At 43.5% G+C, this 15472-nt stretch carries 15 protein-coding genes; 11 read left to right on the forward strand and 4 right to left on the reverse strand.

The genetic code is table 11. From position 1 onward, the window contains the following. Nucleotides 1–11: 11 nt before the first annotated feature. The 6 genes from tssA to J6836_RS08645 are packed head-to-tail and all read left to right on the forward strand — an operon-like array spanning nucleotide 12 to nucleotide 6834. Entirely contained in the window at nucleotides 12–1631 is a 1620-nt protein-coding gene (tssA, locus tag J6836_RS08620) for a type VI secretion system protein TssA (protein ID WP_219248524.1), read from the forward strand. A gap of 18 nt (nucleotides 1632–1649) precedes the next feature. Next, nucleotides 1650–3413, forward strand: coding sequence for a type VI secretion system baseplate subunit TssF (gene tssF / locus J6836_RS08625; RefSeq protein ID WP_219248525.1), 1764 nt, complete (start codon nucleotides 1650–1652; stop codon nucleotides 3411–3413). Continuing rightward, the gene (gene tssG, locus J6836_RS08630) at nucleotides 3377–4456 is read left to right on the forward strand and encodes a type VI secretion system baseplate subunit TssG (protein WP_219248526.1); all 1080 of its coding nucleotides are present in this window, start codon (nucleotides 3377–3379) and stop codon (nucleotides 4454–4456) included. The genes tssF and tssG overlap by 37 nt, the downstream gene beginning before the upstream one ends. Before the next feature lie 13 nt (nucleotides 4457–4469). Then, nucleotides 4470–5015, forward strand: a complete 546-nt coding sequence (gene tssJ / locus J6836_RS08635) for a type VI secretion system lipoprotein TssJ (protein ID WP_219248527.1) — start codon at nucleotides 4470–4472, stop codon at nucleotides 5013–5015. Then, nucleotides 5012–5440 carry a type VI secretion system baseplate subunit TssE gene (tssE, locus tag J6836_RS08640; protein ID WP_219248529.1) on the forward strand — a complete coding sequence of 143 codons (429 nt, stop codon included), beginning with the start codon at nucleotides 5012–5014 and terminating at the stop codon, nucleotides 5438–5440. The genes tssJ and tssE overlap by 4 nt, the downstream gene beginning before the upstream one ends. A gap of 29 nt (nucleotides 5441–5469) precedes the next feature. Then, nucleotides 5470–6834 (forward strand): VasL domain-containing protein, encoded by a 1365-nt coding sequence (locus J6836_RS08645; RefSeq protein ID WP_219248531.1) that lies wholly within the window; start codon nucleotides 5470–5472, stop codon nucleotides 6832–6834. Between the two features lie 71 nt (nucleotides 6835–6905). Here the strand turns inward: J6836_RS08645 and J6836_RS08650 are convergent, their stop codons facing one another. Both J6836_RS08650 and J6836_RS08655 read right to left on the reverse strand, forming a co-directional pair. Further along, nucleotides 6906–7229 (reverse strand): hypothetical protein, encoded by a 324-nt coding sequence (locus tag J6836_RS08650; RefSeq protein ID WP_219248534.1) that lies wholly within the window; start codon nucleotides 7227–7229, stop codon nucleotides 6906–6908. 112 nt (nucleotides 7230–7341) lie between these two features. Beyond that, on the reverse strand, nucleotides 7342–8235 hold the full coding sequence (locus J6836_RS08655; protein WP_219248536.1) for a LysR family transcriptional regulator: 894 nt from the start codon (nucleotides 8233–8235) through the stop codon (nucleotides 7342–7344). 124 nt (nucleotides 8236–8359) lie between these two features. Between J6836_RS08655 and J6836_RS08660 the strand changes: the two genes are divergently transcribed. Further along, on the forward strand, nucleotides 8360–10009 hold the full coding sequence (locus J6836_RS08660) for an alpha-keto acid decarboxylase family protein (protein WP_219248538.1): 1650 nt from the start codon (nucleotides 8360–8362) through the stop codon (nucleotides 10007–10009). A gap of 50 nt (nucleotides 10010–10059) precedes the next feature. Here the strand turns inward: J6836_RS08660 and J6836_RS08665 are convergent, their stop codons facing one another. Both J6836_RS08665 and J6836_RS08670 read right to left on the reverse strand, forming a co-directional pair. Next, nucleotides 10060–11040, reverse strand: a complete 981-nt coding sequence (locus J6836_RS08665; RefSeq protein WP_219248540.1) for a Gfo/Idh/MocA family protein — start codon at nucleotides 11038–11040, stop codon at nucleotides 10060–10062. Between the two features lie 93 nt (nucleotides 11041–11133). Continuing rightward, a complete protein-coding gene (locus tag J6836_RS08670; RefSeq protein ID WP_219248542.1) occupies nucleotides 11134–12042 on the reverse strand; it encodes a LysR family transcriptional regulator in 909 nt (302 codons plus the stop codon). Between the two features lie 116 nt (nucleotides 12043–12158). On the opposite strand from J6836_RS08670, the gene J6836_RS08675 reads away from it, so the two are divergent. From J6836_RS08675 to J6836_RS08690, 4 genes are all read left to right on the forward strand, one after another. Continuing rightward, on the forward strand, nucleotides 12159–12611 hold the full coding sequence (locus J6836_RS08675) for a DMT family transporter (RefSeq protein WP_219248544.1): 453 nt from the start codon (nucleotides 12159–12161) through the stop codon (nucleotides 12609–12611). Between the two features lie 5 nt (nucleotides 12612–12616). Continuing rightward, nucleotides 12617–13045, forward strand: a complete 429-nt coding sequence (locus J6836_RS08680) for a DMT family transporter (RefSeq protein ID WP_219248546.1) — start codon at nucleotides 12617–12619, stop codon at nucleotides 13043–13045. A gap of 267 nt (nucleotides 13046–13312) precedes the next feature. Continuing rightward, nucleotides 13313–14041: an IclR family transcriptional regulator gene (locus J6836_RS08685; protein ID WP_219248548.1), complete on the forward strand. Its 729-nt coding sequence runs from the start codon at nucleotides 13313–13315 to the stop codon at nucleotides 14039–14041. A gap of 21 nt (nucleotides 14042–14062) precedes the next feature. Further along, nucleotides 14063–15472, forward strand: coding sequence for a YfcC family protein (locus tag J6836_RS08690; RefSeq protein WP_255586362.1), 1410 nt, complete (start codon nucleotides 14063–14065; stop codon nucleotides 15470–15472).

A 15472-nucleotide genomic window follows, 5' to 3' on the forward strand; every position in this document is an offset into this window, starting at 1 on the left:
AGGAAAACATTATGCCACTACTCACTTCGTTACGTGCCGTTTGCTTTGCGGAAGATCCCGAAAAGGCCAAACAGCTAGAGCAACAACAAATTACGCTTTGGGAGCGTTGGTTGCTGCCAATTACCCCTGATGCCCCTGTTGGGGAAGACCCCGGCTACAATGACGACTTTGAAATTATGCGTGAGGAAGTGAATAAACTTTCTGGCGTAGATACCGACCTGATTTGTACGCTCGCTGAAAAGCTGTTGACCACCGAGTGTAAAGACCTACGCGTTGTCACATATTATGTTTGGGCACGCTTACACAAAGAAGGGGAATCTGGCTTTGCCGATGCATTAGGGCTAATGGCGGGGTTAGTTTCTCGCTACCAAGAAAGCTTGCTTCCTGCTCGCCCCAATAGCCGTAAATCGGCAATTGAATGGCTAGCAGGGCAACGTGTTCTGGATAGTCTGTCCCTTTACCCCGAAGTTGACCAACAAGAGTTCACGCGCATTATCGCCCTGTTAAGTGCGCTAGTGAATGCGTTTTCGACATGGGATGAAGCAAGCCAACCTCAATTGGCTTCATTGTTAAAAGCCCTTGAAAAACGGCTCGCCCAATCAGGGGGGGCAAACAGTGTAGTACCGCAAAATATTCGTAGCTCTGACGAGTCACGCAGTGCCCATACCACCACAGTCAACGCATCGAGCAGTGCTCTAGCCCCTGTGCAATCAGGCCGCGAGTTGCTCGACCAAGCCAAAATATTGGCCACTTACCTGCGAAACCAGCCCAATGGTTGGTTATCTGGGCATCGCTTAATGAAAGCGGTTCGTTGGGATACTCTGCACCAAGCCCCGCCGCAAAATCAGCAAGGCTGCACCCGCTTAGCCCCCCCACGCTCAGAGGCCAGAGCACAATTAAAACGCTTGTATCTGCAACAAAATTGGATTGAGTTAGCGGAACAAACCGACCGTTTGTTTACTGAAGGTGTTAACCATTTTTGGTTAGATGTGCAGTGGTACCTTTACCAAGCCTTAAGCAAATCCCCTGCGCCTTGGGATGGCTGGGCTGACGTGATTGTGGCAGATCTTAAATTGTTTTTAACACGCTTACCCGGGTTAGAAGCGCTTGCGTGGGAAGATGGCACCCCTTTTGCGGATGATGTCACCCTCAATTGGATTAAACAGCAGGTATTTGAAGAAAACATCCACTCGCTGCATAGCATGCCCACCGACCATGCGCCACAAGCTGACCAAGAGTCCATTTTAGCCCTTGAGCAAGAAGCGTTAACCCAAGCCGATAACCAAGGTATCGAAAAGGCCTTAGGGTGGTTGATGAACCGCTCGGATATTCGTACCCCTCGGCAAAAGTGGTTATTACAATTAGTGATGGCACGGGTAGCTGAGCAATTTTCCCGCCATGAGCTTGCCCTAAATGTGTTGCAAGAGCTCGACCAACAAGCCGAACACATGCCATTAGCCCATTGGGAGCCGCAGTATATTTTTGAGATAAAAGCCCGCCAATTACACTTATTGCGCAGCAAAGCCCAACGCAATAGCGCGGATAAAACAGCCTTAAACCAGCAAATGAACCAATTATTAGCCGAGCTCACCCGCCTTGACCCTGTTCGCGCACTGGTTTTGTACCCCTAATAAAAATGAGATTGAAGAATGGATGATTTGACCCTGCGTTATTACGATGCAGAAATGCGCTACTTACGGGAAGCCGCTAAAGAATTTGCGCAAGCACACCCAGACAGAGCGGCGATGCTCGATTTAGACAAAGTGGGCACTCCTGACCCGTTTGTGGAACGGTTATTTGAGGGTTTTGCCTTTTCAATGGGGCAGCTACGCCAAAAAATTGATGATGACTTACCTGAGCTCACCGAAGGGCTGGTCAGCTTATTGTGGCCCCATTACCTGAAAACAGTACCGTCACTTTCCGTTGTTGAGCTGACTCCGCCCCTCGACAACGTCAGTATGAACAGTCATATCCCTGCGCATTTTGAAGTACTTTCACGCCCTATCGGCCCGCAAAAAACCGTGTGCCGCTACCGTACAACAAGGGAGCTGAAATTAGCACCTATTAGCTTAACCAATGTGAGTTTAGGCACTGAACCGAATGGCCTGTCGGTGATCCACTTAAAATTTGAATGCAGCAAACTCGTTGATTGGCGTCAAATCGACCTGAGCGCACTGTCATTTTACCTCGCTGGTGATATCCCTACCGCTTATGCCTTGCACCTTGCATTCACCAAGCAAATCAATGCCACGTATTTGAAGCTTCCGCAATCCGCAGACCGCATCACCCTGCCATTATGGTTTTCACCTGGCGGGTTTGCGACAGACGACCATTTATGGCCCAAAGGCGGTACGACGTTTAGCGGCTATCAGCTGTTATTGGAATATTTTACCTTTCGCCAAAAATTTTTATTTGTCGATTTACATGGGCTTAACGAGATGACGCTCCCTGCGGGCACTCTTGAGTTCGAGCTAGATATCGTGCTGAACTCAAAATGGGACAGCGATTTAACTCTGACCACTGACAATATCAAAATGAACTGCGTTCCGGTGGTCAACTTATTTAATATGGAAGCCGACCCCTTAACCGTCAATGGGTTAGAAAGCGAATATCTTTTGCAACCTAAGCGATTACAGGACGGTTATACCGAAATCTATTCTGTTGATACGGTGCAGGGTATTCTTAGCGGTCAAGACGTCCATTATGTGCCTTTCACCAGTTTCCGTCACCGTGGCGGGATGCTGCGCCACACTGCCCCGACGCACTATTTTCACACCCGAGTGAAGCGCGGCGTCACAGGGTTGCACAATACATGGTTAATTTTAGGCGGGGAAGATCACGATGTTAAAAAATTGCATGAAAAACAAACACTTTCCCTGCAAATAACCGGTACTAATGGCCAATTACCACGTAAATCATTACAAAGCACATTATTGGATAGAACCGAAGGAAACCTACAAGTGCCCGTTAGCGTGCGTAATCTTTGCAAACCAACATTACCTTGCTACCCCCCGGTTGAAGACCGTTTTCATTGGCGAGTGCTTAGCCACCTTGGGGCAAGCTTTTTAAATATGATGGATAACGCAGAAGTGCTACGTGGCACGCTTGCCCTTTATGACTGGAACGATGATGACATGAACAAGCGCCAATTGGACGCTATTGTTCAGGTTGAACATCAGCTTATCGAACGCTTTAAAAAAGGGTTTTTACAACGCGGGATTGCCATCAATATTACTCTTGATAGCAATGGTTTCAATGGTGAAGGTGATATTCACTTATTTGGTGAATTACTCAATCGCTTCTTTGAGTTGTATACCGACGTGCATTTATTTAACCAACTGACTCTTCACATTTTACCGACAGGACAACGCTTACAATGGACAGAAAACCAAGCGCCTCAGCTGCTGCGGTAATCGAGGCATTAGGTGAGAACCTGCCCGCTATCAACTTTTATCGTTTTTGCCAGCTGGTTGCCCCCTCTACACTAGGCAGTACACAAGATCCGAAAACTGACCCAATCCGCTTTCGACCGCACCGTGGTATGGGCTTCCCTGTTACAGAAATCAAGGGAGTCGATAAGGATGACAATTACCGAAATAGCAACACCCCCAGTATTCGTACCACCTTTTTAGGGTTGTATGGCGTGACCTCGCCATTACCCACGGCTTATTTGGATGATATCGCCCAACATCGTGATGGTACTCAGGCGCTGACTGATTTTTTAGATATTTTTAACCATCGTCTTACTACACAGTTTTACCGAATTTGGCGTAAATACTCTTACCCCGCAACCTATGAAGCGGGCGGAAAAGATGAAACGTCACAATATTTGTATGGGTTGATTGGGCTGGGGATCCCTGGTTGCGCCGAACACGTACAAACGCCATTATCGCGCTTTTTAGCCTTATTAGGCACCATGCGTTTACCCAACCGCACAGCGGAAGGTGTGATTTCGTTAGTTCAGCTACTCGCCCCCCATACGCAGGTGAAAATCAAGCCCCATGACCCGCGTAGAATTGAATTAGCCTCTAGCACCTCACTGTCTTGCCAGCAGCCGATTTCACTGCGTAATAAACCCGTGTTAGGCCAATATGCCTTTGATGTGAATAGCCAAATACTGATCCAACTCTATACCCGCGATCTTAATGAGGTGCGGGATTGGTTACCCGATGGCAACCTCTACCAAGACCTGATGGCGTTACTGCATGTTTACCTTGGTGCACGGGTAAATGCCCGTTTGTGCTTAACGCTGCCCCGCGACTTGTTACCTGATGCAACGTTAAATGCAAAACCACAGCAAGGTGCCCAGCTGGGGCGTACCGCGGTTATGAGAAAACAGGCATCAACGCAACGTACTGCCCCCGATGTCACCATCGGGTTAGGGATTTATCAGCGCCTACCACCCCATTTCCCGCACCAACAGCATCAAGAATATGCCAATTATCGATTTCAATAATAAGAGTAATTCAATGAAAAATAATCGCTTTTTAACCTCTACAGGTATTTCAATTTTGTTAGCGGCTTCTTTCGGCTTAACGGGATGTGGGCTAACTCAAATGGTCAGTGATGGCACAAGTAACGTTGCAAAATCTATTTTTTATAAACAAATCAAAGTGGTTCATTTGGATTTTGTAGCGCGTGATGCGCTAAATACCGACGATAATGGAGCTTCGCTATCTACGGTCATCCGTATTTACCAACTAAAAAATGCGGATAGCTTCGATAACAGTGATTACGAAACCTTGTTTGATAGAGACAGTGAAATCTTAAAGAGTTCTCTTGTAGCACAAAAAGACATTCGTATTCGCCCCGGTGAATCCATTGCCGTCGATATGCCAATGGAAGAAGGTGCCGAATTTGTCGCCATCGCCGCCATGTTTAATAACCCAGATAAAATTACCGATGACTGGCGCGTCGTGATCCCGAAAAAACGCCTATTACCTGATGACCCACGCCGATTAGTACTCACCGAGCAAAGCATGACCTTAAACCCACTAGGAAACTATAAACTATGAACCAACCGTCGCTGTACGAAATGCTGACGGGGTATTTTTCGGGGGGATTACCTATTGATACAGTGGATGAAAATGAGCAAGTTATTATTTCTGTCATGGAGAATATTCGGCGCATTTTAAATTCACGTGCTGGCAGTATTCGCCATTTACCCGATTATGGCTTACCTGATATGAGTAAGATGATCCAAGGCCTCCCCGGCACTGCGCACAATATTATGGACATTTTATCCACTACGCTCCTGAAATATGAACCGCGCATTAAAACGCTCTCACTGGTGTTACTACCACAAGAAACCTTTGGCTCGTTACGTTACACCCTTGATGTAGAACTGCATCAACAGGGGCTAATACGTTATGGCACTGAGTTTGTTCCTGACGGCCGTATTGTGCTTCATCACTTAAAAAAACAATTTAGCCAAATTTAATTTTCTTGAAGACTGATTTTGGGGTGACTATGAATTCTGATTTAACTACCTTAAATGTGGGGGGAGACCCGCGAACACTGAGCGATTTTTCCGCCTTAAAAGATGAATTAAACAAGCGTTTCCACCCTGCTCGCCCCGATATTGATTGGGCAAGAGCCCATGGGTTATGCCTGTCGTTATTTAGCCAAAACGGTGCCGACCTACAAACTGCGGCATGGTTTACGCTGATCCGCCAGCACCAATCTGGAATGGCTGGGCTCAGTGAAGGGTTAGCGCTATTACAACACTTGCTTGCCCAGCACTGGCAGACCTTATGGCCACTACAAACCCATGCACGCGTTGAAATTTTATCGGTTTTAAGCCAACAGTTAGTTGCTGGGTTACGGGGGAATACCCCTGTTTATGCGGATTTGCCTGCGTTGTACCACGCTGAGTCTGCATTAAGTAAGATTGAACAACAGCTACAAGCATTAGAATTAAAACACCTCACGCAACTCGATAAACTGCACGATTTGCTCACCAACCAAGCCCGCAATTTAGAGAGTACGGATACGCCTGAAAACGGCTTTATCCCTTCTACCCCGTTACATATCCCAAAAACAGCGCCGTCTACCTTTCACGCACGCACCGCAGCCGCGCCGATTGCTATCAAAGCAAACGCCACCTTCTCTTCGAAAGTTGAACCGACGAACCAATCGGCACCCCCTTCTTTTCGCCGTGGCATTGGTATCGGTTTTTTTGTCGGCGTGCTGATAACAGGCGTTTCATCTGCCGCGGTTTTTTATACATTATCACCATGGAACAATTCACAGGAAATGGCGCAGGTTTTCCCTAAACTTGCAGAATTCACCCCTGATATTGCCGCTTTATTAGATCAACAGCTACACCCCAATTTTACCCAGAGCCCCGAGGTTACCAACGATAAACTCAATGTTATTGATAGCTATTTGGTGGAGTTAGGGGCGCTTTCCCCCATTTGGGCTCAACAGTATGGGCTAAATATGGTGAATTATTTAGCTGACCAATACAGTGAACAAGCCAACGTCAGCTCTTTCAATGATAAATGGCAGCAAACCATCCAGATTAATGCCTTACCCCAAACTCAGCTAAATCAATGGGCACAAGGAATGGAACAGCTCAATAAGTTGAGTATTCGCCTCGATAGTTTAGACGGCAAACCCCGTAGCTACATTACCGGCTCTGAGCTCAAAACGATTATTTTTAATGCGCGGCAATATTTTAACCAAGGCATGCCGTTAGAAGAGGAGTTAAGGCGTTTGGAGGCATTGCAAGCCCAAGGGACAGTCGCAGAGTCAGAATACCAACGGATTGATAATCATTTCAAGCAACTACTCTATCGCTATACGTTATTACGCCATCCGCAAGAAGGCTAATCAAAATACATTATTGCGGTAATTTCTCTGGGCTTTTATTGCATTAAAAGCCCATTCTTTCTCACACAAGGTTACTGTTCCGCTTTTGGATAACCCTGCTCTTGCAACCAAGCTCGTCCTGCTTCAACTGTTGGTGTTTGCACAATGAATACAAACAGCAAGCCAATTCCCCCGCCAATTATCATGCCACCTAAAAAGCCACCGATATATAATTCAAACGCAAATAATATAAATCCAAGGGCAATACACAAGAGTATGACTAAGCCATTTAAGTACCAATACTTTGCGCCAAGGCGGGTTTTACCTTCTTTCAAACATTGTTTAAACAACCGTTTTTGTTCTTTGCTTTCTAAGCCTTTTAGCTCGGGTACGCTGCCTGCTTTCCAATACGCCATCTACCAACCCTTTATAAATTAACACGTTATTCTAAGCGCACTTTATACGCAAAATACGCGTATAAAACTCGCAGATAACTCTGAAATCAATCAGGTGTGACCTGCTATAGCGTTACGGAGCTCTTTCCTTCAACATCTCCACAGCAAGGTCATGCCACGCTTGTGCGCGGCGGCTCTGTTGCTGATTTTTTAACGTCGCTAACGCGAGATCATACGCCAGTATTGGCTCTATAACAGGAATGATTGATAAGCCTTCCGCGCTGGTTGTTCGCCACATACTCTCTGGTAATAAAGAGATCCCTACCCCCGCTTTCACCATCGCCGTCACTAAATCCAAATGGCTACTACGCCCCGAAATAATCGGCTTATATCCATAAATTCCACAAGCACTTATAACAAGTTCATTAATAAGAAAATCATCAGAAAAAAAGATAAATGGCTCTTTGACAAGCTCAACAAACTTCACCTGCCCCCGCTTTGCTAAAGGATGTTGCTCATTGACTAATAGCATTAGTCGGTCGGTTGAAAAAATATGCAAATCAAAACGGTCATCATCAAATGGGAGCATCACAGCAGCGGTTTCTACCTCACCATTTAGCATTGCATCGCGCATTTTCCGCGTTCCTAATTCGCGAATTTTTAGCTCAACCAGTGGGTAACGTAGGCTAAATGCCATAATGATGTCGGCAAAATAGGTAGATGCAATCACAGGGGGTAACCCAATAGGTAAAACGCCTGTTAATGGTCCGGATTTTTCTTTTAGTGCCTGTTCCATGCTGTTAAATTGCGCCAAAATTTGCTTGGCATGAACCAACAAAATTCGCCCTTCATCCGTTAACCTGACGCCTTCGTTCTCTCGAATTAACAAGGTATAACCCAGCTCATCCTCTAGTTTTTTAATGCTACGGCTAATGGCAGGTTGGGTGACAAACAATTGCTCTGCTGCACGACTAAACCCATTGTGCTGAATGACCTTAACAAAATAGCGTAATGAACGAATATCCATACCCCACCTATGATTTTTAATTATAGCTAGAATGATTATAAGTGATTTCCAATTAAGAAAAATACACGCTAAAAATAAAGTTCAGCAATATTATCATCTAATATGATTTATAGGAGTCAATATAATGAACTTGACCGTCATTGAATATGTTTTGAGCCGTCTACAAGAAATCGGTATCGACGATGTTTTTGGCGTTGCAGGAGATTACGCTTTCCCAATTGAAGACGCTGTCTGCGAAAATAAGTCAATGCGCTGGATTGGTAATTGCAATGAACTCAATGCATCCTATGCCGCTGATGGCTACGCTCGCATCAAAGGCGCAGCCGCACTTTCCACCACATTTGGAGTTGGTGAATTAAGTGCTTTAAATGGAATTGCGGGGGCTTATGCCGAACACTTGCCTATTTTTCATTTAGTTGGCATGCCTGCCAGTGGTGTGCAAAAAAACCATCGACTAGTTCACCACACATTGGGCAATGGCGATTTTAATGTATTTTATCAAATGAGCCAGCATTTAAGCTGTGCTCACGCCATTTTCACGCCTGAAAATTGCATTATGGAAACGGAGCGCTTAATCGCAACGGCCTTACAAGAATGCCGCCCAGTTTATTTCGGCTTTCCTTCTGATTATGCAATTATGCCCGTTATAGCAGATAAAAAAACTGACAAGCCAGTTATTCCTAAAAGTAATAGTGAATCATTATCTGCGGCTGTAAGCGCTATCTTAGAGAAATTAAGCTCATCAACTCAAGCGTGCTTTGTTCCTGGGGCATTAACGGCGCGTTTAGGCCTTAAATCGCAAGTTCAAACTTTGATTGATAAAACAGGTTTACCTTACACTACCATGTTTATGGACAAGGGTACTTTAAGTGAATCCAACCCAACCTATATTGGGCTATATAATGGGCACTTAATGAACCCTAAAGTCGCCAAATTTGTTGAAAGTTGTGACTGTTTAATCGGCATTGGCGCGGTATTAACTGACTTTAATTCGGGTAGTTTTACCGCAAAAATAAGCAGTGAAGACCGTATTAATATCCTATCAGACCACGTTCTTATCGGCTCCGCAGTTTACCCGCAAGTCTATATGAAAGACGTGCTTATCCAGTTAAATAAACTTGCTCCTGCACTAAACCACAAAGGGATCCAAGTCCAAGGGTTAGGCTTACCCATTCAAAACGCGCAAGGTAAAATTACTGCCGAATACCTTTATCCTCGTCTTGAAGGCCTGTTTCGTGAGGACGATATTATCATCGCTGAAACAGGTACTGCATCAATGGGCTTAGGTTTTGCTTTACTGCCTAAAAATGCCCAGTTTCATAACCAAACCTTATGGGGATCTATTGGTTGGGCAACACCCGCCGCGTTTGGCGCCGCCTTAGCAGCCCCTAATCGACGTGTCATTCTGGTCACTGGAGAAGGTTCACATCAACTGACTGCACAAGAGATCTGCCAATTTGCCCGTTTTAATTTAAAACCAATTATTTTTGTGCTGAATAATGATGGCTATTTAATCGAGAGGATACTTTGCAAAGATCCTGAAGCCTATTACAACAATTTACCGCAATGGAATTATGCTCAACTACCTAAAGCATTAGGTTGCGAAGATTGGTATTGCCAGCGAGTCAGCAGTTGTGACGAACTTGATGCTGCGATTAACACGGCGCAATCTTCTGATAATGCGGCTTATATTGAAGTGGTAATGGACAGGTATGCATCATCTGAGTTGGCGAGAAAACTAGGTGAGTCCTTGAGCTCACTGTATTCATTTTAGTCTTCAGATAAGATTGGCAGCTTTTTTTCATTAAGCTGCCAATTTTTTACTCATGATTCAAACACTAGCCCAACATTTTCCCGCGATTGGGTAAGCACTTTAGACACCGTTAATGCTAATGCCAATAATTCATCACTTTGATGACGATTTTGCGAGGCAATTTGATCACGAAAATAAGCAAATTCATAAATCATATGGTTGATAGACTCATCGCGGATCACTGTTGATGTTTCGCCACTGATACATACTTCCACTTTCAAGCAAAGGCTCGGTGCTCCCTGAACTTGAATATACCCTTTTGTTCCTTGAATAATGAAAAAACCGGGACTAGCGGAGTCTTTTGCCCCCACGCAAGACGCTGTTGCCGTCGCATACTGCGCAGTGAATATCCCCGACGTATCAATGCCATTAAACCCTTTATTGCAAATATACTGGCTACTATCTGGTTTTCCCATTAATGCAGCTAATAAATAAATGTTATAGAGATTAATATCATACAGCGCCCCACCTGCTTGTTTTGGGTCAAATGCGCCATGAATGCGCCCTTGCAAGTAATCATTATAGCGGCTTGAATATTGTGAATAATTGCCTTGAATGGCTTTTATTTCACCTATTTTGCCGATATTTTGTTTTATAACCGCAAATTCTGGCGTATGAATTGAGGTAATCGCTTCAAATAAAAAGCGTTGTTTTTTCTGTGATAATAAAATTAATTCTTGCAGTTGTTCCCAGTGCGGCGTAAACGGCTTTTCACAAATTACATGCTTATCCGCCATCAGCGCTTGCTCTGTATACTGATAGTGTAAATGGTTCGGCAGCCCGATATAAACCGTGTCAATGCCGTCATCCTGCAATAAGGCATGGTAATCTGTATAAAGTTTAGTAATACCAAATTGCTGGCGCAGTATTTCACCTTTTTCGACACTTTCTGGCCTAACGCATATTGCAACTAATTCAATGCCTTGCATTGTTTTTAGCGCATCAAGCGCCATCATAATTATTTTTCCTGAACCAACGAGTGCAAGTTTCATTTATTTTACCTATCGCGAATAAAGCCAATATTTGTTTGCCCATTAATAGCAATACATGGGCAGAGAATCAATGAATACTCACTTTCCATCAGTTTAACTTTTAATTCGCTGCTGGTATTCACTACCCTCTGCAAACTGAGCCTGTAAAAAATCAATAAACACATTGATTTTACGGGGTAAATACTCTTTTTCGGGGTAGACTGCGTAAATATTATGGTCGGGTAATTGGTAATTCGTTAGCAGTGGAATCAACTCATTATCATCAATAACCGTAATAAAATGCGGCAACAGGGCTATCCCAATATCGGCTTTCACGGCTTGAATTAAAGCTTGGCTATTGTTTACCCGAAATGAACCTTTCGGTATATGGCTAAATTTTTTACCTTTTTGGTAAAACACCCATTCTTGCCCTGCTTGATAAAATGAATAAGACAAGCAATTGTGGTCACGTAAATCCGCCACTTTGTTTGGCGTACCAAACCGCGCTAAATAGCCTTTTGATGCATATAAGCCGCTGGTACAAGGGGATAATTTACGCGCAACAAGGGAAGAATCAGGTAGTTCGCCAATACGTACAGCGATATCATATCCATCAGCAATCAAATCCGTCACCTTATCATCAAAAAACAGTTCAACATTAAGTTCAGGGTATAACTGCATAAATGCAGGAAGCATTTTCGCGAGGTGCAATGTGCCAAACGACATCGGTGCAGAAATTCGCAATGTTCCCGTTATTTTATTGCTAAATTGTGATGCGACATCCTTCGCCATTATGGCTAATTGGTATGACTGGCGAATATAGCCGATGTAGGCTTCCCCTGCCTCCGTTAAGCTCACCGTTCGGGTGGTGCGGTGAAACAATTTAATTCCTAATGCATCCTCAACCTCTTTGATAGCCTTGCTAATTCCTGATTTGGTCATGTTCAACGAATTTGCCGCTTTTGTCAGGCTTAAAGCATCTGCCACAGCAATTAAAATAGGGAATGCATTCATATTATCCATTGATAAATCCATTTATTGTCAACTAAAGGCAAACAGTGTGTTTTCTTGATGCAGAACTAAAAACAGAATACCTTATCGTCATAGAAACACAAATTAATTTTATAAGATTTATCATCATGAATAATAAGTATATTTTGTCATTAATGGCACTAGCGTCAGGCGTTTTATTATCATTAATGATTATGGCAAATAGCTATTTATCACTTTTTACTACGCCATTAACTGCCTCATGGATCACTCATGCTATTGGCTCAGTATTTTCATTGATCATCTATCTGTTTTACGTAAAAAAACAGAAACCCAAAACTCCTATAACAAAAGGGAAAATATTATGGTACCTCGGGGGGATCCCGGGTGGTTTTACGGTATTGCTTGCTGCAATTACGGTGAATAGCCCGCTTTCACTCTCTGGCAGCATTATTTTAATGATCACAGGGCAAATATTGTTCAGTTTATTGGTGGATGCTTTTGGCTGGTTTGGTGTGGCAAAGCGCAAAATTACGCAGCAGGATCTTCTAATGTGTGTGTTATTAATTAGTGGTAGTAGCTTGTTAATTATTGGGAAATAATCAAAATGACACTCTATATTTTCATCGCGTTATTCAATGGTGTGTGCATCGTGACGAGTCGAACACTCAACGGCAAACTCGCTCAGCACCACAATGCGTTCTATAGCGCTCTAATTAACCATGTAATTGGCTTTTTATTTTTAACGATCATGGTATTAGCCCTAAACCAATATCAATTTAACCTTAACGATATTCCGTTAATTGCCTTTGTTGGCGGGATAATTGGCGCATTTTTTGTCGTCATCAATAGTTATGTTTTGCCATTGTTAGGGGTGATGTTAACGTCTGTATTAGCCATTTGCGGCCAAATGATATCAAGCTTAGTGATAGATATGGTTAATGGATTACAAAGCCAAAATGCCTATTTGCAATTAATTGGTGTCGCATTGATTATCGCGGGTGCCATGCTCAATTTTACTAGGCGAACCAGATAACGGGTATTTTGGGGCGATTTGACCATTACCCACCCTTGGTTTTATCAAATTACGATTAAATCGCCCTTTAATTCAAATAAAAAATAACCATATGTTTTATTTGAATATAATTACTTTATTAGTCCCATAACCTACCAAATTCCATTTTAAAAACCCTAACTCACCTCACAATTTATTAACAACTCCCTTGAATCATTTTTTGTTATTCTCCATGCTAATTTTATTATATAAACCAGTGGTTTACTGTATAAACCGATTGAGGTTAGCATGAAAGATAATATTGTGACGGCTGTTGATGATGCCCTTTTGATCCTAATGTTATTAGGTGAAAAAAATAACCTTGGGTTAAGCGAACTCGCTCGGTTATCCGGTATGAATAAATCGAAGGTTTACCGCTTACTCTGTACATTAGAAAACCGACATTTTGTACAAAAAAATGAAAGTCCTGTTACCTATCATTTAGGACATCAATTATTAAGCTTAGGTAATTGCGCACGTCAACAAATTGACTATATCCAAGTGGCTGAAATTGAAGCGGAACAGCTTCGTCAACGCTTCGATGAAAACATTCAGCTGCGTATTCGTGATAATGACGAAGTACTTCAAGTTTTACATAAGCCATCAGGGCAATCACTGCAAGTCCGCAGTGAAGCAGGTAATCGTCGTGCTCTCGGTTCTGGTGCATCAGGAAGAGTCCTGCTCGCCTATTCCCCCTTAGATGTGCAATCCCATTTTACGACAAAAAACCCTTCTCTTTCCCAAACACTCACAGATATACATTCTCGAGGCTTTGCCATTACACGCGGGGAATTGACAGCAGGAATTGGTGCGATCGCAGCTCCGATTTTTACGCAAAATGGGGATTGCATTGCCGCACTTAGTATCAGCCTACCTCTTAGCCGTTTTTCTGATGAAAAAGAAAAAGAAATGACTGAGCAACTTGTTCAGTCTGCACTACGTATCTCGAGGCAACTCGGTTTTATCCCTAATAATTAAACCAATAAAAGAGACTGCACCATGCAAACAACACAACCCCTTAAGCAAAGTTCATCGCCAGGCTGGCAGATGAACCCCGTTTTAGTGATGTTAACCATCGTGATTATTGCCTTTTTAATGACGTATTTCGTTGAGTCTGGGCAATATGAACGCGACGGTAAAAAAGTCATTCCTGACTCCTATCAAACAATTTCCAAAGAAGTGAACTTTGAGCAAGTCTTAGGAACCGAAAAACCCGCTGAAAATGAAGCGGCTCCCGTCAGTTTAATCCAGCTATTTAAAGCCATTCCAGAGGGGATCATTAAGCAGTCGCCCCTCATTTATATGGTGCTGTTTATTGGTGGGATGTTTGGGATCCTCAATAAGACTGGGGCAATCGAATCAGGACTTGAAAGGCTATTGCATGTTACTCGGGGCAATATTTACTTATTAATCCCTTTTTTGATGATAGTTTTCTCCATGGGAAGCACCTTTATGGGGTTAGCCAAAGAGTACCTTTTGGTGATCCCTATGGTGATAGCGTTGATGAAACGTGTTGGGCTTAATGAACTTATCGGCCTTGCGATTGTTGCCATCGCCGTTAAAGTGGGTTACCTCGCATCAATTACTAACCCATATGCTTTATCCATCGCTCAGCCGCTGGTTGGGCTACCTGTGTTCAGCGGTTTAAGCATGCGTGTTGCTGCCTACTTTATTTTTATCAGCTTAGGGATATTATTCGTCTTTTACAGTATCCGTAAAACGACATTAACCCGCTATGTCGTTGAAGAAAATAGCCATTCAAGCGCTCTGACGAGTCGTCATAAGTTAATGTTAATCGTGCTAGCCATTGGCGTGGCTTTTTTAGTCTATGCGTCTAATCGCTGGCATTGGAAGAATAATGATTTATCCGCTTATTATTTATTTTTAAGCGTGGTTTTAACTTTTTGCAGTGGCCTAACAGCCAGCGCGGCGGCAGATGCATTTGTCAGCGGAATGAAAAAAGTGTTGATTGCGGGCGTGCTTATCGGGCTAGCTACCGCCGTTGAAATCATTCTTTCCCAAGGGAAAATTCTCGATACGATCATTCACCAACTGGTTGGTTTAGTTGGCAATCATGGGGCTTATATTTCCTCATACAGCATGTTTATTTCCCAGTTATTACTAGATGTCGCTATCCCTTCAACTTCAGGGCAAGCCGCAGTTACCATGCCCATTTTAGGCCCTGTGGGCGAAATTTCAGGCGTTTCCCCACAAACAACTGTATTCGCTTTCTTAATGGGTAATGGGCTGACCAATATGATCACTCCTACCTCCAGTGGGTTGCTTATCTTTTTAGCCACCGCAGGTGTCAGCTGGACAACATGGGCAAAATATATTTTCCCACTATTTTTAATTTTTATGGCTGTTGGTATTGGCTTACTGACTATCGCAGTCACTATAGGATATTAG

It is taken from the genome of Providencia sp. R33, assembly GCF_019343475.1.
Taxonomy (GTDB): domain Bacteria; phylum Pseudomonadota; class Gammaproteobacteria; order Enterobacterales; family Enterobacteriaceae; genus Providencia.